Annotated in this window: 24 protein-coding genes; 13 read left to right on the forward strand and 11 right to left on the reverse strand. The window is 71.0% G+C overall.

Annotated elements, in window-relative coordinates; genetic code table 11:
- Positions 1-125 precede the first annotated feature (125 nt).
- Positions 126-1,343, reverse strand: a complete 1,218-nt coding sequence (locus tag GXW71_RS31920; RefSeq protein WP_211857455.1) for an MFS transporter — start codon at positions 1,341-1,343, stop codon at positions 126-128.
- 268 nt (positions 1,344-1,611) lie between these two features.
- On the opposite strand from GXW71_RS31920, the gene GXW71_RS31925 reads away from it, so the two are divergent.
- Positions 1,612-2,079 carry a hypothetical protein gene (locus GXW71_RS31925; protein WP_211857457.1) on the forward strand — a complete coding sequence of 156 codons (468 nt, stop codon included), beginning with the start codon at positions 1,612-1,614 and terminating at the stop codon, positions 2,077-2,079.
- 37 nt (positions 2,080-2,116) lie between these two features.
- Here the strand turns inward: GXW71_RS31925 and GXW71_RS31930 are convergent, their stop codons facing one another.
- Complete coding sequence (locus GXW71_RS31930; protein ID WP_211857459.1) at positions 2,117-2,890, reverse strand: GntR family transcriptional regulator; 774 nt, start codon at positions 2,888-2,890, stop codon at positions 2,117-2,119.
- A 130-nt stretch (positions 2,891-3,020) separates the two neighbouring features.
- Between GXW71_RS31930 and GXW71_RS31935 the strand changes: the two genes are divergently transcribed.
- Positions 3,021-4,649 carry a thiamine pyrophosphate-binding protein gene (locus GXW71_RS31935; protein WP_211857461.1) on the forward strand — a complete coding sequence of 543 codons (1,629 nt, stop codon included), beginning with the start codon at positions 3,021-3,023 and terminating at the stop codon, positions 4,647-4,649.
- Positions 4,650-4,725: 76 nt separating this feature from the next.
- On the forward strand, positions 4,726-5,652 hold the full coding sequence (locus GXW71_RS31940; protein WP_211857463.1) for a cupin domain-containing protein: 927 nt from the start codon (positions 4,726-4,728) through the stop codon (positions 5,650-5,652).
- 16 nt (positions 5,653-5,668) lie between these two features.
- Here the strand turns inward: GXW71_RS31940 and GXW71_RS31945 are convergent, their stop codons facing one another.
- The 5 genes from GXW71_RS31945 to GXW71_RS31965 form a co-directional block, all read right to left on the reverse strand.
- Positions 5,669-6,127 carry a septal ring lytic transglycosylase RlpA family protein gene (locus GXW71_RS31945; protein WP_367617410.1) on the reverse strand — a complete coding sequence of 153 codons (459 nt, stop codon included), beginning with the start codon at positions 6,125-6,127 and terminating at the stop codon, positions 5,669-5,671.
- Positions 6,128-6,321: 194 nt separating this feature from the next.
- Complete coding sequence (locus GXW71_RS31950) at positions 6,322-7,314, reverse strand: Bug family tripartite tricarboxylate transporter substrate binding protein (RefSeq protein ID WP_211857465.1); 993 nt, start codon at positions 7,312-7,314, stop codon at positions 6,322-6,324.
- 43 nt (positions 7,315-7,357) lie between these two features.
- A complete protein-coding gene (locus GXW71_RS31955) occupies positions 7,358-8,461 on the reverse strand; it encodes an isocitrate/isopropylmalate dehydrogenase family protein (RefSeq protein ID WP_211857467.1) in 1,104 nt (367 codons plus the stop codon).
- Positions 8,452-9,153, reverse strand: coding sequence for a GntR family transcriptional regulator (locus GXW71_RS31960; RefSeq protein ID WP_367617411.1), 702 nt, complete (start codon positions 9,151-9,153; stop codon positions 8,452-8,454). Before GXW71_RS31960 ends, GXW71_RS31955 begins: the two co-directional genes overlap by 10 nt.
- Positions 9,154-9,453: 300 nt before the next feature.
- On the reverse strand, positions 9,454-10,068 hold the full coding sequence (locus GXW71_RS31965; RefSeq protein ID WP_211857471.1) for an NAD(P)H-dependent oxidoreductase: 615 nt from the start codon (positions 10,066-10,068) through the stop codon (positions 9,454-9,456).
- Positions 10,069-10,224: 156 nt separating this feature from the next.
- Here GXW71_RS31965 and GXW71_RS31970 point away from each other — a divergent pair, with 156 nt between their 5' ends.
- Positions 10,225-10,770: a TetR/AcrR family transcriptional regulator gene (locus GXW71_RS31970; protein WP_246527079.1), complete on the forward strand. Its 546-nt coding sequence runs from the start codon at positions 10,225-10,227 to the stop codon at positions 10,768-10,770.
- Positions 10,771-10,882: 112 nt separating this feature from the next.
- Here GXW71_RS31970 and GXW71_RS31975 read toward each other — a convergent pair whose 3' ends face one another.
- The gene (locus tag GXW71_RS31975) at positions 10,883-11,839 is read right to left on the reverse strand and encodes a LysR substrate-binding domain-containing protein (protein WP_211857475.1); all 957 of its coding nucleotides are present in this window, start codon (positions 11,837-11,839) and stop codon (positions 10,883-10,885) included.
- A 102-nt stretch (positions 11,840-11,941) separates the two neighbouring features.
- Here GXW71_RS31975 and GXW71_RS31980 point away from each other — a divergent pair, with 102 nt between their 5' ends.
- Positions 11,942-12,361 carry a nuclear transport factor 2 family protein gene (locus tag GXW71_RS31980; protein WP_211857477.1) on the forward strand — a complete coding sequence of 140 codons (420 nt, stop codon included), beginning with the start codon at positions 11,942-11,944 and terminating at the stop codon, positions 12,359-12,361.
- Between the two features lie 44 nt (positions 12,362-12,405).
- On the opposite strand, the gene GXW71_RS31985 is transcribed toward GXW71_RS31980, so the two are convergent.
- On the reverse strand, positions 12,406-12,699 hold the full coding sequence (locus GXW71_RS31985; RefSeq protein WP_211857479.1) for a hypothetical protein: 294 nt from the start codon (positions 12,697-12,699) through the stop codon (positions 12,406-12,408).
- 41 nt (positions 12,700-12,740) lie between these two features.
- Between GXW71_RS31985 and GXW71_RS31990 the strand changes: the two genes are divergently transcribed.
- Positions 12,741-13,730 (forward strand): tripartite tricarboxylate transporter substrate binding protein, encoded by a 990-nt coding sequence (locus GXW71_RS31990; RefSeq protein WP_211857481.1) that lies wholly within the window; start codon positions 12,741-12,743, stop codon positions 13,728-13,730.
- Positions 13,731-13,741: 11 nt separating this feature from the next.
- A complete protein-coding gene (locus tag GXW71_RS31995) occupies positions 13,742-14,905 on the forward strand; it encodes a mandelate racemase/muconate lactonizing enzyme family protein (protein WP_211857483.1) in 1,164 nt (387 codons plus the stop codon).
- An 11-nt stretch (positions 14,906-14,916) separates the two neighbouring features.
- On the opposite strand, the gene GXW71_RS32000 is transcribed toward GXW71_RS31995, so the two are convergent.
- Positions 14,917-15,624, reverse strand: a complete 708-nt coding sequence (locus tag GXW71_RS32000) for a FadR/GntR family transcriptional regulator (RefSeq protein WP_211857485.1) — start codon at positions 15,622-15,624, stop codon at positions 14,917-14,919.
- Between the two features lie 191 nt (positions 15,625-15,815).
- Here GXW71_RS32000 and GXW71_RS32005 point away from each other — a divergent pair, with 191 nt between their 5' ends.
- From GXW71_RS32005 to GXW71_RS32015, 3 genes are all read left to right on the forward strand, one after another.
- Complete coding sequence (locus GXW71_RS32005) at positions 15,816-16,196, forward strand: rhodanese-like domain-containing protein (protein WP_211857487.1); 381 nt, start codon at positions 15,816-15,818, stop codon at positions 16,194-16,196.
- 42 nt (positions 16,197-16,238) lie between these two features.
- Positions 16,239-16,646 carry a hypothetical protein gene (locus GXW71_RS32010; protein WP_211857489.1) on the forward strand — a complete coding sequence of 136 codons (408 nt, stop codon included), beginning with the start codon at positions 16,239-16,241 and terminating at the stop codon, positions 16,644-16,646.
- Positions 16,647-16,798: 152 nt separating this feature from the next.
- The gene (locus tag GXW71_RS32015; protein ID WP_211857497.1) at positions 16,799-17,725 is read left to right on the forward strand and encodes a hypothetical protein; all 927 of its coding nucleotides are present in this window, start codon (positions 16,799-16,801) and stop codon (positions 17,723-17,725) included.
- 125 nt (positions 17,726-17,850) lie between these two features.
- On the opposite strand, the gene GXW71_RS32020 is transcribed toward GXW71_RS32015, so the two are convergent.
- A complete protein-coding gene (locus GXW71_RS32020) occupies positions 17,851-18,048 on the reverse strand; it encodes a hypothetical protein (RefSeq protein WP_211857499.1) in 198 nt (65 codons plus the stop codon).
- A gap of 204 nt (positions 18,049-18,252) precedes the next feature.
- Here GXW71_RS32020 and GXW71_RS32025 point away from each other — a divergent pair, with 204 nt between their 5' ends.
- The 3 genes from GXW71_RS32025 to GXW71_RS32035 form a co-directional block, all read left to right on the forward strand.
- A complete protein-coding gene (locus tag GXW71_RS32025) occupies positions 18,253-18,672 on the forward strand; it encodes a PadR family transcriptional regulator (RefSeq protein WP_246527080.1) in 420 nt (139 codons plus the stop codon).
- A gap of 85 nt (positions 18,673-18,757) precedes the next feature.
- Positions 18,758-20,008: an arsenite efflux MFS transporter ArsK gene (arsK, locus tag GXW71_RS32030; RefSeq protein ID WP_211857501.1), complete on the forward strand. Its 1,251-nt coding sequence runs from the start codon at positions 18,758-18,760 to the stop codon at positions 20,006-20,008.
- The coding region (locus GXW71_RS32035) for an MFS transporter (RefSeq protein WP_211857503.1) at positions 20,005-20,623 on the forward strand (619 nt) is incomplete at its 3' end. The genes arsK and GXW71_RS32035, both read left to right, overlap by 4 nt.

Raw genomic sequence — 20,623 nt, forward strand, 5'->3', positions numbered from 1 at the left:
GCATGCCGGTCGAGGCCATGGTCCAGATCGGCGCCAGGTCCTTCCTGCGCTACATGATCCAGCCCGTCCTCGACAGCTTCCACCGCGCCTTCCGAGAACAGTAGGAGACGGGCGAAGCCATTCCTTCATGCCGGTGCGGCGGCCATTCTCCGGCGCACCATCACCAGCAGCGTGCCGACGATCATCAGGTTGAGCATCCCCGCGGCGGCGGCGTTCGCGAAGCTCAGCGTGTAGCTGCCCGTCAGGTCGAAGAAGGCGCCGCCCTGCCAGCCACCGAAGCCGTGGCCCAGCCAGGCGAAGGCGAGGATGACGCCCATCAGCATGGCGCGGCCCTTGGCGGGCGTCAGGGCACGGGCGGTGACCAGCACGCCGGTCATGACCCCCGCATAACCGAAGCCATAGACCGGCGCGAAGACGTAGAAGAGCGAGAGGTCGCTGATCTGGGTGAAGGCGAAGACGCCGACCGTCTGCCAGAGCGAGGCCACCATGTAGGACGGGATCGGGCCGATCATGTCGGCCAGCCTGCCGAAGGCGACGCGGCCCGCGATGGCGGCGATGAGCATGACGAAGAGCACGCCACCGGCATCCGGCGCCGAGATGCAGTAGCCCTGGATGAGCGGCACCAGGTGCATCAGCGGCACGGACATGCAGGTGCAGCAGAACAGCACGGCGGCGCTGAGTGCGAGCACCACGAAGCCTGGCGGCAGCGGCGGCGCCCGATCGGCTGGCGCCACGCCGCCGGGGTGGCGCGATGCCGGCGGGTCCCGCATCAGCAGCGCCAGCGGGACCAGCGTCGCGAGCGAGATCAGGCCGAGCGCCAGCATCGCCCCGCGCCAGCCCAGCGCCTCGATCAGGAAGGCGGCGGCGAAGGGCACGCCGCCTTGCCCGATCGCCTGGCCGGCGGAGGCGATGCCGATGGCGAGCCCAGCGCCCACCGGAAACCAACTGCCGACGATGGCGATGACCGGCGCGAAGATGGCACCGCCGCCGAAGGCGCCGGCGAGGAAGAACAGCAGGTGGAATTGCCAGAGCTGATCCGCCCAGGCCGCCGCGGTGACGCAGGACCCGACGGCGAGTGCGGCGACCAGGCAGACGGTCCGGATGCCCAGGCGGTCGGCGACCGCGCCCATGACGATGCCACCGAAGGCGATGCCGATCAGGCCCGCCGTGTTGATCAGTGCGATCGAGCCGCGCGACCAGCCGAATTCCCGTTCCATCGGGATGAAGAAGACCGAGAGGCCGTTGACGAGCTGCCCCATGACGATCGCGAGCATCGCCGCCGCGGCGGCCACGATGACCCATCTATAGGCGGGGCTGGCGGCAGGGCGTCCCAGGTCGGTCATCGCAATGCTCCCCGTCGAAAGAGCTGTCCCCGCGCGGCGCAGCGCGGGCACAGCCCATGGGCGCATGCGTTGCAGCGCGCATGCCAGTCCGGACTCTGTACCCCGGCAGGCGCCGCCCCCCCTGTTACCGGGGGCACAGGCCGTGACGGCGCGGCTGATGGCATCGTGCGACGGCGCGGCTGAAGACATCGTGCGGCCGGCGGTTCCGTGCCATAGAGGCCGCGGTCGCCGCGGCGCGCCCGTGCGCCTCTGAAGGAGGGCGAAGCCCATGTTTTCGGTTGGTCAGTGGGTCTACCACCGGGACGGCCGCCGCAGCGGCAAGGTGCTGGAATGCGACGGGGACACGGTCTTCATCGAGCAGGACAACGGCGCCGAGCTGGATTTCAAGGCCAGCGACCTGACCGCGACGCCGCCCGAGGGCGCCTATGCGCCGGGAGGCAAGCCCAAGGCCTATGCCATGGCGGAGCGCATCCTGACCGCCGCCGATATCACGCCGGAGCATGTCCGGGTGCTGGGCATCATCCCCGCCCGCACGGTCCAGGCGGTTGCGGCGCTGTTCGAGCGCAGGCCCACGGCCGGAAGGTTCAGCGCGCTCGACACCGCCCAGAAGTTGAACATCATCGCCGAGATCACCGCCGTTCCCTACCGCACGATGCGGGAGTTCAGCGACCGCGCCGGCGAGCTGGGCCTCAAGATGGGCAAGGGGCTGGCCGACAGCCAGAAGCGGGCGGGCTGACGGCGCGACGGCGTCATCAGCAGAACACCCAGGGCCCTCATGGTCCCGGGGCCGAATCGCCGGCACCCGGCCGCCGGAGCGTCGCGCCGAAGCGCACGCTGTCAGCGCGGTAGAGGCCCTGGGTGAGGCAGGCGATGATGCCATCCGCGCGCCGCAACACCCGGCGCAGCTCGCCCAGCGGCGATCCGGTCGGCACCCGCAGCAGCGCCGCGACCGCGGCATTGGCGGCGCCGAGGGAGAAGCCCTGCTGCAGCTCCGGCAGCTCGGGGCCGGCCAGCTCCTCCAGCAAGGTCATCGCCATCCCGGCGTCGAAGCGGGCGGGGGCGCGGTCGTAATAGCGGCGGTCGACATGCAGCTCGACCACCGCATAGGGCTCGCCGGCGGGGTCCGCATGCACGCGGCGCATCCAGCGGTAGCGGGCGGCGGGCGTGCCCTCCCCCGCCGCGACCGGCAGCGCGGCGCCGTCGACATCGCCCGCGTCCAGGATGCGGGCGGTGTTGCCGCGGATGGCGGCCGCGAGCTGCGGCCAGCCGAGATCGAGCGCGAGCTGCGGGCGGCGCGGCGGGCCGGCGGCGACATAGGTGCCGCTGCCCTGGCGCGCCTGCACCAGCCCCTGATCGGCCAGCACCGACAGCGCCTGGCGCACCGTCACCGGCGCCACGTCGTATTCCGCGGCCAGCGCCGCGATGGTCGGCAGCCGGTCGCCGGGGCGCAGCCGGCCGGATGCGATCCCGCTCCGCAGCGCGCCGGCGATGCGGTGGTAGATCGGCCGCGTGTCCGGGCCGGGATCCAGGGTCGTGAGCACGCTCATGCCCGGGTTCTACCCGGCGCCATCAGGTGCCGGCAAATGGATCGATGGTCCGCCGGGAGACCAGCACAATCTGGCTTGCGAGTCTGCTGCATGCCCAGCACAATCCTGTAGTACCTTAGGAGATGCCGCGATGCCCCCTGCCCTTCGCGGGGCCGACGCCCTGGTCCGGACGCTGGAGCGCGCGGGCATCGATACCGTCTTCAGCCTCTCCGGCAACCACATCATGCCGGTCTATGACGCGGCGTTCGGCCGACCCATCACCCTGCTGCACACGCGGCACGAGGCGGCGGCGGTGCACATGGCCGATGCCTGGGCGCGGCTGACCGGCGAGGTCGGCGTCGCGCTGGTCAGCGCCGGCCAGGGGCATGCCAATGCCGTGGGCGCGCTCTGCACCGCGCTGGCGGGGGAGACGCCGCTGGTGCTGCTCTCCGGCCACGCGCCGCTGAATGAGCTCGGCATGGGCAGCTTCCAGGAGCAGGACCAGGCGGCGCTCGCTGCACCCGCCGCCAAGGCGGCCTGGGTGGTGCAGTCACCCGGCGCGGTGGCGGGCGAGCTGGCGCGCGCCATGCGCCTCGCCGCCAGCGGCCGCCCCGGCCCGGTGCAGCTCAACCTGCCGAGCGACGTGCTGGAGGGGTTCTGCGGCATGCCGGAAGCGGCGCTGCCGGCCGAACCACCGCCGCCGGAGCCGGCCGCACTGCCGCGCATGCTGCGCGCGCTGGCGGACGCGGCGCGGCCGCTGGTGCTGGCACCGCCGGCGCTGGCGACGCCGCAGGGCCGGGTACTGCTGGCGCGGCTGGAAGCCGCGCTCGGCGTACCGGTACTGGCCATGGAAAGCCCGCGCGGCGTCAACGACCCGGCGCAGGGCGCGCTGGCAGAGCTGCTCGGCCAGGCCAACTTGATCCTGCTGCTCGGCAAGGCGCTGGACTTCACGTTGCGCTTCGGCGGCCCGCCCTTCGCGGCCGATGCCGCCTGGATGGTGCTGGAGCCGGAAGCCGCGCTCCGCGACCGCGCCGTGCGGCTGCTCGGTGCCAGGCTGGCCTTGGCCGCGGCGGCCGAGCCCGCCCGCGCCGCCCGGTGGCTCGCCGGGGGTGCCGCGCAGGCCGGGATGGGCAGCGGCCATGGCGCCTGGCGCGCGGCGGCGCAGCGCCTGCTCGGCGTCCGGCCACCATCCTGGAACGATGCGGCGGATGGGCTGGACGGCGCCCTGCACCCGGTCACGATCGGCCGCGCGGTGCAGGACTTCTTCGACCGTCACGGCGGCGTGCTGGTCGCCGATGGCGGCGAGTTCTCGCAATGGGCGCAGGCGCTGGTGCGGGCGCCGGAGCGGGTCATCAACGGCCCGGCGGGCGCCATCGGCCCATCCCTCCCCTTCGCGATCGGCGCCGCCGTGGCACGGCCTGGCGTGCCGGTGGTGGCGATGCTCGGCGACGGCACCTTCGGCTACCACATGGCCGAGTTCGAGACCGCGCTGCGCCATCGCCTGCCCGTCATCGCCGTCATCGGCAATGACGGCCGCTGGAATGCCGAGCATCAGATCCAGTGCCGCAGCTACGGCGCCGATCGCGCGCATGGCTGCACCCTGTCACCCGACATCCGCTACGACCTGGCGGTCGCGGCGCTCGGCGGCCATGGCGAGTTCGTCACCCGCGCGCAGGACTTGCCCGCGGCGCTGGAACGCGCCCATGCCAGCGGCCGCGCCGCCTGCGTGAACCTGCGGTTGCTGTCGCTGCCGGCGCCCACGATCCGAACGGTCGGCTAAGGCGGCACGGCCCCTGGTACGCGGCTTGCACCGCTCCTGGGCCGGGACGCGCCCGGTCCAGGAGAAGGAAACCGCGATGATCGACATGGCCGACCTGCCCGTGCAGCTCCCCGCCGCACCGGCCAGCCCCGCCGCCGCGCGGGCACGCTTCTTCAACTCGGGCAATGCCTTCAACATCAAGCTGCCGCCGGTGCCCGCCGCGGATTTCGCCGCCGTGCTGGCGGCGGCCGCGGCGCCGGACGCGCCGACCGGGCTGTTCGCCTGCGACCAGTCGGGCGCGATGGGCTGCGCCTTCCCCGCGACCACGCCGCTGATGCTCGCCCGCTATGCCCGGATCCGGGAAGGCGATGCGCTGGCGCTCGCGCTGCACGCGACGGGGCTGATCGCCTATGTGCTGCGCGGCGCGGGCGCGATCGCGGGGCCGGAAGGCTTCGCCTGGGGCGCGGGCGATGTTGTCCTGCTGCCCGGCGACCGCCCGGTGACGCTGCGGGCCGCGACCGACGCGCTGCTCTGGATCGTGACGAATGAGCCGATGCTGGCACTGGACGGCGCGCGCCCCGGCCCGGCGGCGGTCGCGCCCGTCCACTATCCCGCGGCGGAGATCGAGCGGCAGCTCGCGCTGCTGGCCACGACGACGACGAACCCGGACACCTCCGGCCTCGCGCTCATCTTCTCCTCCGATACGCTGGAGGCGGGGCGGAACATCGCGCCGACGCTGACGCTCTCGCTGAACACCTTGCCGCCCGGGGAGGCGCAGCCGCCGCACCGGCACAACTCCGCCGCCATCACCCTGGCGCTACGTGGCGAGGATTGCCATTCGCTGGTGGCCGGACAGCGCTGCCCCTGGACGGTCGGATCCACCCTCGTCACCCCGCCGGGGGAGCCGCATTCGCATCACAATGGCGGCGGCGTCGGCGCGCGCTTCCTCATCGTCCAGGATGGCGGTCTGCATTACCACGCGCGCACGATGGGGTTCGTCTTCCTGGGGCAGCAGACGGGCTGAACGGCGGGCGCGGCCGTCAGCCGCGCCGGCGCGATCCCGTGGCGGGCACCGCGATAGGCTGCAGGATTACCCGCGTCACGCCCGCATCGCGCATGCGCAGATCCTCCGCGACCCTCGGGCTGACGTCGACGATGCGGCCGCGCGCATGCGGGCCGCGATCCCGGATGGTCACCACGGCGCTGCGGCCATTGGCGAGGTTGGTTACGCGCGCCACCGTCCCGAGCGGCAGGGTACGGTGGGCTGCCGTATCGGAGTTCGGGTCGAACCGCCCGCCTGCGGCCGTCCGCCGCGTGCTGAACCGTGGCGCGTAGTAGGAGGCCATGCCCTGCTGTGGGCGTGCGGCCGCCTGCGGGGCCTGGCCGGCCCGCGGGCGATGCTGGTTCTCGCGCTGTGCCTGATCGCGCGCCGGCCGCGCCTCGGCGCCCGGAGCCGCGCTCAGCGCCACGGCCAAAATGGCAGCGCCGACGGCCAGCACCAGACGTATCTGGCGCGATGCGGAACCATCCAGGCGGCACTGTTCGGTTGGGCGCATGCTCCCTCGCGAGGCTGACCTCGACTGAAGGAACGACGCGGCTCGACGAAAGTTGTCGCCGCGGCTCAGGAGGTCAGCGGCGCTGCCGCGCCGAGGCCTGGTTTGCGCCCGTGCCCGAGCCGGTCCGACGTCCGGCCTCAGCCTTCCAGTCGCACATTGGCGACGCGCGCCACCTCGCGCCACTTGGCGATCTCGCTCTGGATGAACTGCGCGAACTGCTCCGGCGTACCGGGGTCGGCGATGGTGCCGGATTCCGCCATGCGGGCGACGACCGCCGGGTCGCGCAGGATCGCGACCACATCGGCGTTGATCTTGCGCGCGACCTCGGCGGGCGTGCCGGCGGGCGCCACCAGGCCGGACCAGCCCATGGCCGCGTAGTCCGACGCGACCGTCTCCGCCACCGTCGGCACATTCGGGAGCTGCGCCAGGCGCTGCGGTGTCGTCACGGCAAGCGCGCGGACGCGTCCCGCCTGGATCTGCGGCAGCGCGCTGGTGGTGCTGTCGAACATCAGCTTGATGTTGCCGGCGACGAGGTCCGTCATGGCCGGCCCGCTGCCGCGATAGGGAACATGGACCATGCTCAACCCGGCGCGGTACGCGAACAGCTCCGCCGCCATGTGCTGCGCCGTCGCCGGGCCGGCGGAGCCAAACTCCTGCCCCGGATTGGCGCGTATATGCGCGACCAGATCCTGCACGGTAGCCACGGGAAAGGCGGGATTGACCGCAATCACCAGCGGCACGAGGACGAGATTGGTGATCGGCGTGAAGTCGCGCTCGGCGTCGTAGCGGATGCCCGGCAGCACCGAGGGGTTCACGCCCAGGGTGCCGGAGGTGCCGACGCCCAGCGTATAGCCGTCGGCGGGTGCCCGGGCGATGGCCTCCATGCCGATCGCGCCCGCGCCGCCGGCCCGGTTCTCCACCACGACACGCTGCGGCCAGCGCTTGGACAGCTCGTCGGCGACGATGCGGGCGAACACATCGGCCGCCTGGCCCGGCGGAAACGGAACGATGACGCGCACCGGGCGGCTGGGGAACTCGCCCTGGGCGCGCGACGGGCGAGGTGCGGCCGCCAGCCCTGCCAAAGTGGCCACGGCGGCGCGGCGGCTGATGCTCTGCTTTGTCGGATCCATTTTTTCCTCCCTCCCAATCCGCTACCCGGCTTGGCGACGGCGTTCAGGTTCGTGACGCACCGATCTTGTCGATGACAGCGCGGCCGGTTTCGACGGTGCCGGCCTTGCCGCCGATATCCGGCGTGCGCAGGCCGCCGGCGAAGGCAGCATCCACCGCGCCCTCGAGCTCGGCCGCCGCGTCGGACCAGGCCTGCCCGCCGCCACGCTCGCCCAACCAGTCCAGCATCAGCGCGGCCGACAGCAGCATGGCGGTGGGGTTCGCCAGCCCCTTGCCCGCGATATCGGGCGCGGTGCCGTGGGAAGGCTGGAACACCGCGTGGTTGTCCCCGATATCCGCCGATGGCGCGAAGCCCATCCCGCCCACCAGCCCGGCGCCGAGATCGGACAGGATGTCGCCGAACATGTTTTCGGTCGGCAGCACGTCGAAATCCCAGGGGCGTCGGATCAGGTCCAATGCCATGGCATCGATATAGTGGTGCGAGGCCACCAGGTCGGGGTGCCGCTGCGCCACCTCGTCGAAGACGCGGCGCATGAAGGCGAAGCCGGTGAACACATTGGCCTTGTCCACCAAGGTCACCACACCCGGCCTGCCGCGCCTGGCGGCACGCCGGCGCGCCAGGTTGAACGCGAACTCGGACAGGCGCTCGGTGGTGGCGCGCGTGATCACCATGGTGTCGCGCGCTTCGCGGTCGTCGATTATCTCGCCGCGGCCGCGCGCGGCGAAGAGCCCTTCGGTGCTCTCGCGCAGGATCACCAGATCGATCTGCGCAGCGCGCGGATCCGCCAGCGCCAGGGGCACGCCGGGCAGCGCACGGATCGGGCGCAGGCCGGCATAAAGGCCGAGCCGAAAGCGCAGATCGAGTTGCGGCGCGATCTCGGTGCCATCGGGGTAGCGGATGCCCGGCCAGCCCATGGCCCCGAGCAGGATCGCATCCGCCTTCTCCGCACGCGCGAAGGTGGCCTCGTCCATGGCGGTGCCGGTGTCGCGATAGGCGAAGGCGCCGGCGCGCAGCGTCTCGAACGACAGGCCGAGGCCATGGCGACGCGCCAATGGCTCCAGCACGCCGACGCAGACCTCGGTGACCTCCGTGCCGATCCCGTCCCCCGGCATCAAGGCGATGTGCAACGCATTGCGACTTACAGCCATGCAACTCCGCTCCGTTCAATCAGGGCTATCAGCTCCTCACCGCTGCGGCGACGATGCAGGCGATACATCTCGCGCGCGCTCTCGCTGTCGCCGGCCATGACGGCCTGCAACACGGCGCGGTGCTCTGCGGTGCTGCGCTCCGGCAGCGGACGCTGGTGCAGCGTGAACATGCGGGCCCGGTGCGACTGGTCCCACACCTGCATGATCATCCCGGCCAGGCGCCGGTTGCCGCAGAGCTCGGCCAGACCGAGATGGAAGACCTCGTCCGCCGCCGCCCAGGCATGGCGATCTTCCTTGTGCAGCGCCCTTTCCATCGCAGTACAGGCGTCCGCGAGCGGCGCAAGCTGCTTCGCCGCCAGGCCGCGCCGGGTGAGCAGTTCCGCGGCCGCAGGCTCGAGGCTGTTCAGGACCTCGTAGATCTCGCGCATGTCAGCAGGGGTGACGGCGGTGACGCGCATGCCATGGCGCGGGGTTATCGTCACCAGCCCGTCCTGCTCGAGGCGGACCATCGCTTCGCGGACGGGCGTGCGGGAGAGGCCGAGTTCGGCCGCCAGCTCGCTTTCCAGGCGTTGAGAGCCCGGGGCCAGGGCATTGTCCAGGATCAGCGCCTTGAGCCTGGCGTAGGCAAGGTTCGCGGCCGTGGCAGGACGGTCAGCGTCGGCGGCCCATTCCGAAGATGTCGCGCCCTGCACAGCGTGCTGCCCACCCGCCGCACGCGACGCCCTCGGCTGCCGGGCTCGCGCCGGCAGCGGTGGTATCGGCTCATGGGCCCGGGTTCCGGGCCTGCCAGGCAAGCGAGCCATTCGGCGGCCCTCCAGTCTCGCAGCGGCTGAGGCGTGGGCAGCTTCAGCCCACAGCGAACCAGCTCATCCACATACGCATTCATTTGCGTATGCATTATGTGCGGCGCGACCAGGGACGTCAACGGCTGGCACCGATCGAGAGCCGACATTCACCCGGATCAGATGAGGGCAACTTCGCGCCCGTCCCGGTCATGGGCGGGCGGTGCGCCGGTGCGGCGCCGCCGCGGCCAATCCGCTCCCGATCTCGAAGGCCCGGCGCAGCGCCCTCTCCCGGGATGGCGGATCGGAATGCAGCAGGAAGTCCGACCCCACCACCGGCGCGCCGCAGTAGCCGAAGATCCCGTGGTCGATCTGCGTCCGCATGGCATCGGCATAGCCACGTCGCGCATAGGTCCCCTCATCGGCGCCGCCGATGCCGACAAGTTGCACCGCCAAACGGCCGAGCATCTTTACCGTGCTGCCCTCCGGCACGTCGTCATAAGCCCAGCCCTGGGTGAAGACGCGGTCGATCCACCCCTTCAGCAGTCCAGGCAGGGACCACCAGTAGACCGGATAGACCAGCACCAGCAGGTCAGCCCGGTCGATCCGCCGCTGTTCGGCGAGGACGCTGGCATCGGCGGGGCCGCGGCGTTGGAACAGCCCGATATCCGCGGCCGTGAAACGGGGATCGAAGCCTTCCGCCGCGAGATCGGCCAACTCGCTCGTGTGGCCCGGATGGGCTTCGATGCCTGCGATCACCTGCCGCGCGACCGCATGGGTGAAGGATGCAGCGTCGGGATGCGCTGTAACGACGAGGGCATGCATGGCGTGGGCATCCTCTGGCTGGTTGGCTCGGAAGGGCGAGTGGTATATACTGTTAGTAGGTTACCTTTGGTAGGTTCCGTGTCAAGCGTGCCCACAACCCCGCCGATGTCTTTTCCCCCACGCCGCCGCCTGGCCCGCGAGGACCGGCACGCGCAGTTGATCGACACCGCTCGGCGCCTGGTGCGGGAGGAGGGGACGGATGCCTTGACCCTTGGGCGGCTCGCCGAGCAGGCGGGCGTGACCAAGCCCGTGGTCTACGACCACTTCGAGACGCGGAATGGGCTGCTGGTCGCGCTCTATCGCGACTACGACGCGCGGCAGACCGCGATCATGGATGCCGCGCTGGCAGCCTGCGCGCCCACTCTCCCGGCCAGGGCAGAAGTCATCGCCTCAGCTTACGTCGGATGCGTCCTGACGCAGGGCCAAGAGATCCCTGGCGTCGCGGCTGCGCTCGTCGGCGCCCCGGAGATGGATGCGTTGAAGCGCGGCTACCAAGCCAGCTTCATCGCCAAGTGCCGCGCCATTTTGGAACCCTTCACCGAGGGTGGCAGCCTCGCGCTGGCCGCCCTCTGGGCCATGCTGGGCGCGGCGGACGCCGTGTCCGATGCCTCGGCGCGCGGCGAGATCACCAAGGACGAGGCGGTGGAGGAACTCCTTCGCACCATCCTCTCCATGGTGGAACGCGGGCGGCCAGACCCGTGAATGCAGGCTCCACGAGGCGTCCGCTCGGCGCCCATGTCGGCCACTAGGCCGTCATGGACGTCATCCTTCAAGCGCTCCCAGATGGCAGGGGAAGCGGCAGCGCCGGATGTGTTCAGGACGGAGCGATCGCGGCTTCGCGCCGGGCGTGGTTCATCTCCGTCCGCCGTGCCCCCTCGCACAGCCACGCAACGAAGCACTTGACGCGATCGTCGGTGCGACGCGCGATAGTCCAGCGCACGACATGAGCCCGATTGCACGGCAGTGATTGATGCACGGGCAGGACGCGGACCAGACGACCATCGGCGAGCGCGTCATGCACGAGCAATGTGCGCGCCAGGACAACGCCGGCGCCCTCAAGCGCCGCCGCGATGGCGGGACCGATGCTGGCAAAGCGCAGACTTTCTCGGGGATGTGGCGGCAGGCCCAACCGCTCCAGCCAGGCCGGCCACGACCACTCAGCGCTGGTGGCTCGGCCGGCGGGACCTTTGTGCAGCAGGGGGAGATGGCGCAGAACGGCGGGATCGCCAGGGACAAAGCTCGCCGGCAGCAGTGACGGGTGGCACACCGGGAACACCTGCTCCTGGAACAGCGGACGCTGGGTAGTCGTGGCGTGCAACTCCGATACGGGCAGCCAGTGGATGCGCACGTCGAGGCCCGCGACCTGGTCGGGGGCTTCGCTTTCGACGACCACCAGTTCGATCGAGAGTTGCGGGTGCCGATCAGCGAGATCTGGGAGCCGCCGCAGAAGCCAGTTGTGCGCGAGCCCGGCCCCGATTCCGATGCGCAGCCTGCCCGGGCTCGCCGCCGACAGGCAACGCGCGCGCAACTCCGCGATCTCCGACAGGAGGTCCGCCAATCCGTCGGCGAGGGATTGCCCGGCCGGGGTCGGGGCGAGGCCCGCGTTATGGCGGAACAACAGAGGCGTTCCCATGAAATCCTCGAGCCTGCGGATGCGGTGGCTGACAGCACTTTGAGTGACGCCGAGCTCCGCGGCAGCGCGGGTCATGTTGCCAGTGCGCAGGGCTGCGCTGAAAGCGACGAGGGCATCGAACGGCGGCAACTGCGTCATTGGAGCATCGTGAAGCAAATTCATGGAAAGATGAATGCTTAGCGCTCCGCAGACGCGGAAAGGCCGGATACGACATGCGGCAGCCAACCACTGGAGAACGGCATGTCCGCCACCGACAACAAGGCCTTGATGCAGGCGATTTTCTCCCGCCTCGAGCAAGGAGATCGCTCGCTGCTGCAGCAACATACTGCGGAGGAATTCCGCGTCGTGGTCATGGGCCGCTCCTCGTGGTCGCAAACCGTGACAGCGGACTCTCTGCAGAAGTATCAGGCCTATGTGCGTGCGCGCTTCGGTGGATCCTGGCGGACCGTGGCCGAACGATTCATGGCGGACGGAGACCTTGTGGTCGTGGAGGCAAGGGGCGACAATTACGCAACGTCGGGTGAGCGCTACGACAACCAATACTGCCTGGTCTATCGCTTCGAGGGCGGCAAGATCGTGGAGATGCGTGAATACATGGACACCGCGTTCTGCGAGCGTGTTCTTGGACATTTTCCGAGCACGGTGTTGGACAAGCAATAGAAACCAACGGAAGAAACTACCTATCAAGATTGTGTCCCGGGCCTTCACGATCGGCGGCCGCCTTTGACAACACCGCAGAATTCAGGATTTGTGCGACGCCGTTGGGAGCCGCCCAGCCGCCGCCACACTGGCTGGTCCAGTGCCTTGCCCGCGATGTCCCACAGCGCATGCTCGATGCCGCTGATCGCCGCTATGCCGACGATGCCCAGGCGATAGTAGCTGTGCTTCTGCATCGCACGGCAGGCCTGCGCGACGTCGCGCGGATCGCGGCCGTGGTCCCAAAGTCCTATGATGACCATTTGACTTTGCGCCGGCCGGCCGCCAGCCTTTCCTGACATGCCGGGCCGCCAAGGAGCCCGTGGCGGGAGGAATGAACCGGATGGTCCAAGGAAGACTGGGGCGGGCGCTCCGCGCCTCGCTGCTGCTGGCCCTGCCGCTGCTGGCGATGCTGCCGGCAGGGGCGCTCGCGCAGCCGACATCGGCCCGGCCGGTCCGCATGTTCGTGGGCTTCCCGCCCGGCGGCTCCACCGACATTTTCGCTCGCGCGCTGTCGGACGAGCTGTCGCGCAGCTGGTCGGTGCCGGTGGTGGTCGACAACCGCGCCGGCGCCAATGGCGTCATCGGGACGGAGGCGCTGACCAAGGCGGCGCCCGATGGGCAGACGCTGATGTTCATCATCTCGTCCCACGTCACCAACCGCGCGCTCTACCCGCATCTGCCCTATGACCCGATCGCCGGCGTAACGCCGCTCTCCCTCGTCGCGCGCACGCCGCTGATGCTGGTGGCGAACCCGCGCTTCCCGGCGCGGACCCTGCAGGACGTGCTGCGGCTCGCCCGCGAACAGCCCGGGCGGATCGATTACGCCTCGCCCGGCCAGGGCTCCGTCCAGCAGATCGCGATGGAGCTGCTGGCCCGCATGGCCGGCGTGCAGTTCAATCACATCGCCTATCGCGGCGGCGCGCCGGCGATGACCGACCTGATCGGCGGCGTCGTGCCGCTGTCGGTGCTGACCACGACGCAGGTGCTGGCCCAGGTGCAGAGCGGCGCGCTGCGTCCGATCGGCGTCACCACCGAGACCCGTTCACCGCTGCTGCCGGAGGTGCCGACCATCGCGGAATCCGGGCTGCCCGGCTACCAGGCCGATGTCTGGTTCGCGGTGGTCGGCCCGGCCGGCATGCCGGCGCCGCTGGCCTCGCGCATCGCCACCGACATCGCCCGCGCGATGACGGTGCCGTCGGTGCGCGAACGCTTCACCTCCCAGGACGCGACGATCGTGAACGGCTCGCCAGAGGATCTGGCGGCGCTGATGCGCGCCGAGGATGCCAAATGGTCCCAGGTGATCCGGGACGCCAATATCCGCGCTGAGTAAGGACGCTCATTATGCCGAAGATCGCCGCCGTCGAGGTCTGTATCGCGCGTGTTCCGCTCGACCGGCCCATCAACTTCTCCACCCGCCGGGTGACCGCGCGCGAATACTGCCTGGTCCGCGTGCGGGCGGAGGATGGCACCGCCGGCCTCGGCTATTGCTACGCCGTCAACACGGCGGGCCGCTTGCTGTTCCACGCGGTCACGGATGCGCTGGCGCCGCGCCTGATCGGCGATGACAGCCATCGCGTCGAAGGGATTTGGCAGGACCTCTACCAGGACACGCTGCTGCTCGGCCGCACCGGCGTCGTCATGCGGGCGCTGAGCGCGATCGACATCGCACTCTGGGATCTCAACGCCCGCAGCGCCGGGCTGCCGCTGTACCGCTATCTCGGCGCCTCCGTGCTCGATCGCGTGCCGTCCTATGGCAGCGGCGGCTATTACTGGCCGGGCAAGGGCGACGCGGAGCTGGCCGAGGAGCTGCGGGCCTTCGTCGCGGCCGGCCATCGCGCGGTGAAGATCAAGGTCGGCGCCCGCGGCCGCAGCCCGGCCGAGGAAGCGGCGCGGCTGCGCGCGGCGCGCGACGCCATCGGCCCCGACATCGCCCTGATGCTGGATGCCAACAACGCCTGGCCGGACCTGCCGACCGCGCTGCAGTTCATGCGTCGCTTTGAGCCGATGGATCCCTATTGGATCGAGGAGCCCTTCCTGCCGGATGACATCGACAACCACGCGGCGCTGGCGCGCGCGACGCCGGTCCCGGTCGCGACCGGGGAGATCGAGGCCGGGCGCTGGCGCTTCAAGGAGCTCTTGGACAAACGCGCCGCGGCGATCCTGCAGACCGACGCCACGGTCTGCGGCGGCATCACGGAATGGCGGCGGATCACGGCGACGGCGTCGAGCTACGGCGTCGCCACCTCCCCCCATGCCTGGCACGACGTGCATGTCCATCTCGCGGCCAGCGCGCCGAGCGTCAGCTATGTCGAGTTCATGCCGGACGACCATGTGGTGAATTTCCGCCGGCTGATCGACACGCAGCTCGTGCTGGACAAGGGCGACCTGCTGCTGCCGCGGACGCCCGGCCTCGGCTTCGACTTCGATCCGGAGGCGATCGCGCGCTACGGCGCGCGGGACATCGGCGGTGAAGGGATCTGGCGGGTGGTGAGAGAGCCGGGCTAGGGCGAGGCCGCTCAGCCGGCGTCGCCGGCTTCGGACCTGATGCGGGCCATGCCGGCCTCCAGGTGGTCGCGCATCGCGGCCCGCGCGGCCTCGGCATCGCCGGCCGCGATGGCGTCGCGGATCCGCGCATGTTCGGCCAGCACCGCGTCCATCCGCCCGCGCCGCTGGCTCCGCCGGTGCGACAGGCCGATGCTGTCGTTCAGGTATTGCTGCAGGAAGGACAGGAACTCGCCGAACAATGGATTGCCCGCCGCATCGGCGATGCAGCGGTGGAAGCGCAGATCCTCCGCCATCGCGGCTTCGCCTTCCCGGATACGCTGTGCGAAAGCCCCGAAGGCATCGGTGAGCCGCCGCATCGCGGTGCGTCCCGCCCGCCGCGCGGCGAGGGCGGCCGCCTCCGTCTCCACGCCCAGCCGCAGTTCCAGCACCCGCAGGACCAGCGCATTCCCGGTCAGGCCGGGCGCGATGCGGAACGGCCGCGCGGTGCCGGACACATAGGCGCCGGAGCCCTGGCGGGTCTCGACCAGCCCCTCCGAGCGCAAGCGCGCCAGGGCTTCGCGCACCACGGTCGGGCTGACGCCATAGGTGCTCGACATGTCGACGATCGTGGGAAGCTGGTCGCCCGGCGACAGACCGGCCTCGGCGATGTGGCGCTGCAGCGCCTCGGCGACCTGATCGGTCAGCTTCGGGGCCGCCGGCAGTTTTCGGCGTGACGACAAGGGTTCGCGCACCTCTGGATGACCTGCTCGATGCTGTCTCGTGCCGGCAGGGTACCGGTTCCGGTTCCGGCGCGTCGAGCGACGGGGGCGCCATGCTCCCCGCGCGCCGGCCGCGCGGCATCCCCCCTGGTCTCCTCCATCCCGCTGGGGCTTACTGGGCCGGAACGACAGGCAATGAGGGAGTTCCGTCCATGGCGACCACCGTCAAGCAGATGCTGGCCGATGCCGAGGCCGTGGTGCCGCGCATCAGCGCCCAGGAGGCGGTGGCGCTGCATGCCAAAGGCGATGCGGTGTTCATCGACCTGCGCGAACCGCCCGAGCTGACCGCATCCGGCAAGGTGCCGGGGGCGCTGGCGATCCCGCGCGGGCTGCTGGAGTTCCGCGCCGATCCGGAAGGCGCGTCGCGGGACCCCTCGCTCGCCGCCGGCAAGACAGTGATCACCTATTGCGCGTCGGGCGGGCGCGCGGCGCTCGCCGGCAGGACGCTGCGCGAGCTCGGCTACGGCGATGTCCGCAACCTCGGCGCCTTCAAGGACTGGGTGGCCGCCGGGGGCAAGGTCGAGCCGGTCTGAGCCGGCCGACGCGTCGCCATCGGGCGCCTGGGACAGGACCCGATGCACTGGCCCCTTCTCGCGGCCGCCATGCTGGCGATGCTGCAACCGGCGCTGCTCCGCGCGCAGCCGGGGCCACGGCCCTGGCACCCGCAGGATGCGCGGGAGGAGCGGATCTGCCGGAGCTTCGGCTATCCGCCATCCGATCCCCGCTGGCCGGAGTGCCGCCGGGCCGCGCGCCGCTTCGATGCCGACCTGCCGGGGATGACGCAGGAGCTCCGCGCCATCGCCGAATATTGCCGGGTCACCCGCCGCGGCATCCTGACCCCCGCCTTCCCGGAGTGCCTGCTGGCCTGGGACGACCGGCGGAGCTTCTGCGACCGGCCGCCGCCCGACCTCTCGCCCGAGGCGCTGGCCGGCCGCCGCCGCTATTGCGGCCTTCTGGGCGGGGGTGGTGACCGCGTGGATTAGAGCCTGGTTACTCGACGCTCGGGCGCAGGGATCACGCTCGAGCACCCAATGGCATACACTACGATGTCAACACGTCTTGGTTGCAAAGTTACTGTCCGACACCCGCAAAGGGGGAGATACTGGGTTCATTGTCATCCCTGAACGAGGTTGTCATGGCCCAGGTCACCTTCAATCTCTCGCAGTCGTCGCTGTCATCGGGATGGGATCCCGATGCGGCGCATGACGCCTACTGGCAGCGCTTCGCCGCCGGCTACAGCTACGAGGTGGTGGGCGGCGACGGCACGCTGCACGACAGCCTGGGCGCCGACGACCCCGCCACCGGCGGCAGCGCCAACAGCTTCCAGTCCGATGCCGGCTCGCTCGATCTCGCGCCGACCAATTTCCGGGTCGATGTCAGCCTCGACTGGCTGGACGCGACGACGGCGCGGCTCGCGCTCGATGCCGCCTGGAACTCGATCAAGAACATCGAGGTCGACGATTTCTCGGGCGACACGCTGATCCTCGAGAACTGGGTCGATGTCTGGGTCTCGCTCGAGCGCGACACGGACCAGGAGGTGCGCGTCGACGGCGCCAAGCGCGGCGAGGTCACGACCGGGTCAGGCGACGACACCATCTGGATCGGCGTCGACAGCAACAGCGGCGACTGGAACAACATCATGAAGATCGCGACCGGCGACGGCGCGGACATGATCACCGTGACGGTGGCGACCCGCGACTACAGCGGCTCCGCCTTCCAGGCCGTCTACGATCCGTCCTGGACCCATTCCGTGATCCTCGCCGGCGCCGGCGACGACGTGATCACCGGCGGCCGCAGCACCGAGATCGTGGATGGCGGCAGCGGCGAGGACAGGGTCATCCTGCACGGCCCGCGCGATGCCTATGACATCATCGAGGCCGGCGCCATCGTCACCGTGATCGACACCCGCGCCGGCGCGGCCAACCGCGACGGCACCGATGTCCTGACCGGCATCGAGTTCCTGCAATTCGACGATGGCGTGCAGGCCCTGTCGGGCGCGGCCGACACGGACGCGTTGCTGGCGCAGGCGACCGCGCCGTCCGAGTTGCAGCTCTTCGGCTAGAATGTTCCCGGCTTGGCCGCGTTCAAGCGATTCCGCCTGGACGCGTGCCATGCGGCGCGATGGATCAGGCGGGCTCGCCTGGACGGGTGGCGCGAGGCCTCCCGGCCCAGGAGAGTCCCGGTCCCTCAGTTCCCGTCATTCCGGACCGTCGGACCGGGACCGCCAGGCGCCTCATGGCCGCCGCGCGCCTCGTCCTCGGGGCCGACGGCGGAGCCCGCGTCCGGCGCGGCCTTCTCCTGCTTCCTCGCGGCCTTCTCCTTGGCCTTCTCCTCCTTGGCCTTGACGCGTTGCGAACGTTCGAAGTTGTAGTTCGGCTTGCGCAAACAGGATCTCCCGCGGTTTGAAGCGTGCCGATCGGCCAAGGGATCGGCCCGGCACCCTTCAGGTGTCCCTGGAGAATAGACGGGACAGACCCGGACCTGGAAGCACAGGTCGATCATGAAGCCCGGAGGCGGGGCCGCGGCGGCAGGGCATCCGCCTGACAGGGGTGCCTTGATGCATAGAGGGTCGCGGCATAGGCTGCCGCCATGGCCAAGCCCCTCCATGCCCAGCCGCCGCCGCCGCGCGTCGATTTCGCGTCGCGCGACTACTGGGCCGGCACCATCAAGATGGGCCTCTCCAAGTTCTTCATCCTGCGCGTGCTGCATGACGGGCCGATGCATGGCTATGACGTCGCCCGCGCCGTCGAGCGCACCACCGGCGGCTGCTGCTCACCGACCGAGGGTACCATCTACCCGGTGCTGCGGGAGTTCGAGACGGGCGGCTTCCTCACCGCCGAGGCGACCACGGTCCAGGGCCGCCAGCGCCGCGTCTATACCCTGACCGAAGCCGGGCGCGACGCTTTCCGGGTGGCGCTCGATGCCTGGATGGAAGCGACGGCGGCGCTGCGCGACACCGGCCGCGCCTTCGCCGCCGTCGACCGGGAACGCGCCAAGAGCTGCCGCTGATGCGCCCCTTCACGCGGCTTCGCACGCCTTCTTGCATCGATGATCGATGCATCGAGGACCACGCCATGCCGGCGGAGGGCAGGCGGTGAACGGCCGCGCCGCCGGCGCCGCGGCGGTCTGGGCGCTGGGGGCGACCCAGATCATCGGCTATGGGACGCTCTACTACGCCTTCAGCATCCTCGCCGCGTCCATCGCCCAGGACCTGAACTGGTCGCTGGAATGGGTCTACGGCGCCTTCTCGGCGGCGCTGCTGGCCGGCGGGCTGCTGGCGCCGATCAGCGGCGGCTGGATCGACCGCTTCGGGGCGGGGCGCGTCATGGTGCTCGGCTCGGTCACCGCGGCGCTGGCGCTCGCCGGAATCGCCCTCGCGCCGGATCGAGCCTTCTTCGTGCTCGGCCTGGTCGCGATCGAGGCGGTCTCCACCCTCGTCCTCTATGACAGCGCCTTCGCAGCCCTGGCCCAGATCGCCGGCCAGGACGCGAAGCGGCGCATCGGCCAGCTCACGCTGATCGGCGGCTTCGCCTCGACATTGTTCTGGCCGCTGACCGCCTGGCTGCTGGACTCCCTCACCTGGCGGGAGATCTATCTCCTCTTTGCGGGCCTGCACCTGCTGCTCTGCGCGCCGCTGCACATGATGCTGATCGCGCGCCGGCGCGGCCCTGCCCAGGAACGTGGCGAGCGCGCCGTCCCTGCCGGCCGCGAGGTCCAGGGCAGCCTGCCGGAGGCGGCGCGGCGGCGGGCCTTCCTGCTGCTGCTTGCCGGCTTCTCGGCCGGGGGCTTCGTGCTCTCGGCGGTGCTGGTCCATATGGTGCCGGTGCTGGGCGGGCTCGGCCTCGGCGCCGGGGCGGTCCTCGTCGGCAGCCTGTTCGGCCCGGCGCAGGTGCTGGGCCGGCTCGTCAACATGGCGTTCGGGCGCGACCTCCCCTCGACCCGGCTCGCGGTCCTCTCCGCGGGCCTCCTGCCCGCCGCCATCGCGCTGCTGCTGCTGACCGCGCCCTGGCTGCCGGCGGCGCTGCTCTTCGCGGTCATCCTCGGCCTCGGCTCCGGCCTCGTCAGCATCGTCCGGGGCACGGTTCCGCTGGAGCTGTTCGGCAGCCGCGGCTATGGGGCGATGCTCGGGAAGATCACCGCGGTGCGGCTGGTGGTGACCGCCGGGGCGCCCTTCGCCTTCGCCCTGCTGCTCGAACGGGCCGGGTCGGCGGCGGCCCTCTGGGGCATGGCCGCGATCGGCCTCATCGGCATGCTGGCGCTCCTCGCCCTGGCGCGGCTCGCCGCGGCGCCGGCCGTGACGGCGGCCGGCGCCGCCGGCGCGGAACCGGAAAGCGCCGCCCGATGAGCGCATCCGCGGCAATGCCGCCCGGCACGACCCGGGTCGTCATCGCGCTCGGCACCGCCCAGACCCTCGCCTGGGCCTCCTCCTACTACCTGCCGGCGATCCTGGCGGCGCCGATGGCGCGCGACATGAGCCTCTCGCCCGCCTGGATCTTCGGCGCCTTCTCGGCGGCGCTGGTGCTCTCGGCGCTGCTCGGACCCGCGGTCGGCCGCGCCATCGACCGGCGCGGCGGGCGCGGCGTGCTGGCGCTCTCCAACCTGGTGCTCGCCGCCGGGCTGGCGCTGCTCGGCGTCGCGCCGGGGCCGATCGTCATGGCGGCCGCCTGGCTGGTGATCGGCCTCGGCATGACCATGGGCCTCTATGACGCCGCCTTCGCGACCCTGGCGGGGCTCTACGGGCGCGCCGCGCGCGGGCCGATCACCGGCATCACGCTGCTCGCCGGCTTCGCCAGCACCATCGGCTGGCCGGTCTCGGCGCTGCTCGAGGACGCGATCGGCTGGCGCGGCGCCTGCCTCGCCTGGGCGGCGGCGCATCTCCTGATCGGCCTGCCGCTGAACCGGCTGCTGGTGCCGCCGGCGCCGCCGCCGGAGCGCAGCCCCGCCGCGGCCGATTCCGGCG

Origin of the sequence: Plastoroseomonas hellenica (genome assembly GCF_018129085.1) — a bacterium.
In the GTDB taxonomy this organism is placed as follows: Bacteria; Pseudomonadota; Alphaproteobacteria; order Acetobacterales; family Acetobacteraceae; genus Plastoroseomonas; species Plastoroseomonas hellenica.

Bases quoted from the DNA above. Each gene is read 5' to 3' on its own strand.
- GXW71_RS32005 (WP_211857487.1), top strand. From the start codon at position 15,816: ATGGCGACCACCGTCAAGCAGATGCTGGCCGATGCCGAGGCCGTGGTG.
- GXW71_RS31920 (WP_211857455.1), bottom strand. From the start codon at position 1,343: ATGACCGACCTGGGACGCCCTGCCGCCAGCCCCGCCTATAGATGGGTC.
- GXW71_RS32015 (WP_211857497.1), top strand. From the start codon at position 16,799: ATGGCCCAGGTCACCTTCAATCTCTCGCAGTCGTCGCTGTCATCGGGA.
- GXW71_RS31950 (WP_211857465.1), bottom strand. From the start codon at position 7,314: ATGGATCCGACAAAGCAGAGCATCAGCCGCCGCGCCGCCGTGGCCACT.
- GXW71_RS31955 (WP_211857467.1), bottom strand. From the start codon at position 8,461: ATGGCTGTAAGTCGCAATGCGTTGCACATCGCCTTGATGCCGGGGGAC.
- GXW71_RS32010 (WP_211857489.1), top strand. From the start codon at position 16,239: ATGCACTGGCCCCTTCTCGCGGCCGCCATGCTGGCGATGCTGCAACCG.
- GXW71_RS31925 (WP_211857457.1), top strand. From the start codon at position 1,612: ATGTTTTCGGTTGGTCAGTGGGTCTACCACCGGGACGGCCGCCGCAGC.
- GXW71_RS31990 (WP_211857481.1), top strand. From the start codon at position 12,741: ATGGTCCAAGGAAGACTGGGGCGGGCGCTCCGCGCCTCGCTGCTGCTG.
- GXW71_RS31965 (WP_211857471.1), bottom strand. From the start codon at position 10,068: ATGCATGCCCTCGTCGTTACAGCGCATCCCGACGCTGCATCCTTCACC.
- GXW71_RS31995 (WP_211857483.1), top strand. From the start codon at position 13,742: ATGCCGAAGATCGCCGCCGTCGAGGTCTGTATCGCGCGTGTTCCGCTC.
- GXW71_RS31985 (WP_211857479.1), bottom strand. From the start codon at position 12,699: ATGTCAGGAAAGGCTGGCGGCCGGCCGGCGCAAAGTCAAATGGTCATC.
- GXW71_RS31935 (WP_211857461.1), top strand. From the start codon at position 3,021: ATGCCCCCTGCCCTTCGCGGGGCCGACGCCCTGGTCCGGACGCTGGAG.
- GXW71_RS31980 (WP_211857477.1), top strand. From the start codon at position 11,942: ATGTCCGCCACCGACAACAAGGCCTTGATGCAGGCGATTTTCTCCCGC.
- GXW71_RS31940 (WP_211857463.1), top strand. From the start codon at position 4,726: ATGATCGACATGGCCGACCTGCCCGTGCAGCTCCCCGCCGCACCGGCC.
- GXW71_RS31930 (WP_211857459.1), bottom strand. From the start codon at position 2,890: ATGAGCGTGCTCACGACCCTGGATCCCGGCCCGGACACGCGGCCGATC.
- GXW71_RS32025 (WP_246527080.1), top strand. From the start codon at position 18,253: ATGGCCAAGCCCCTCCATGCCCAGCCGCCGCCGCCGCGCGTCGATTTC.
- GXW71_RS31975 (WP_211857475.1), bottom strand. From the start codon at position 11,839: ATGACGCAGTTGCCGCCGTTCGATGCCCTCGTCGCTTTCAGCGCAGCC.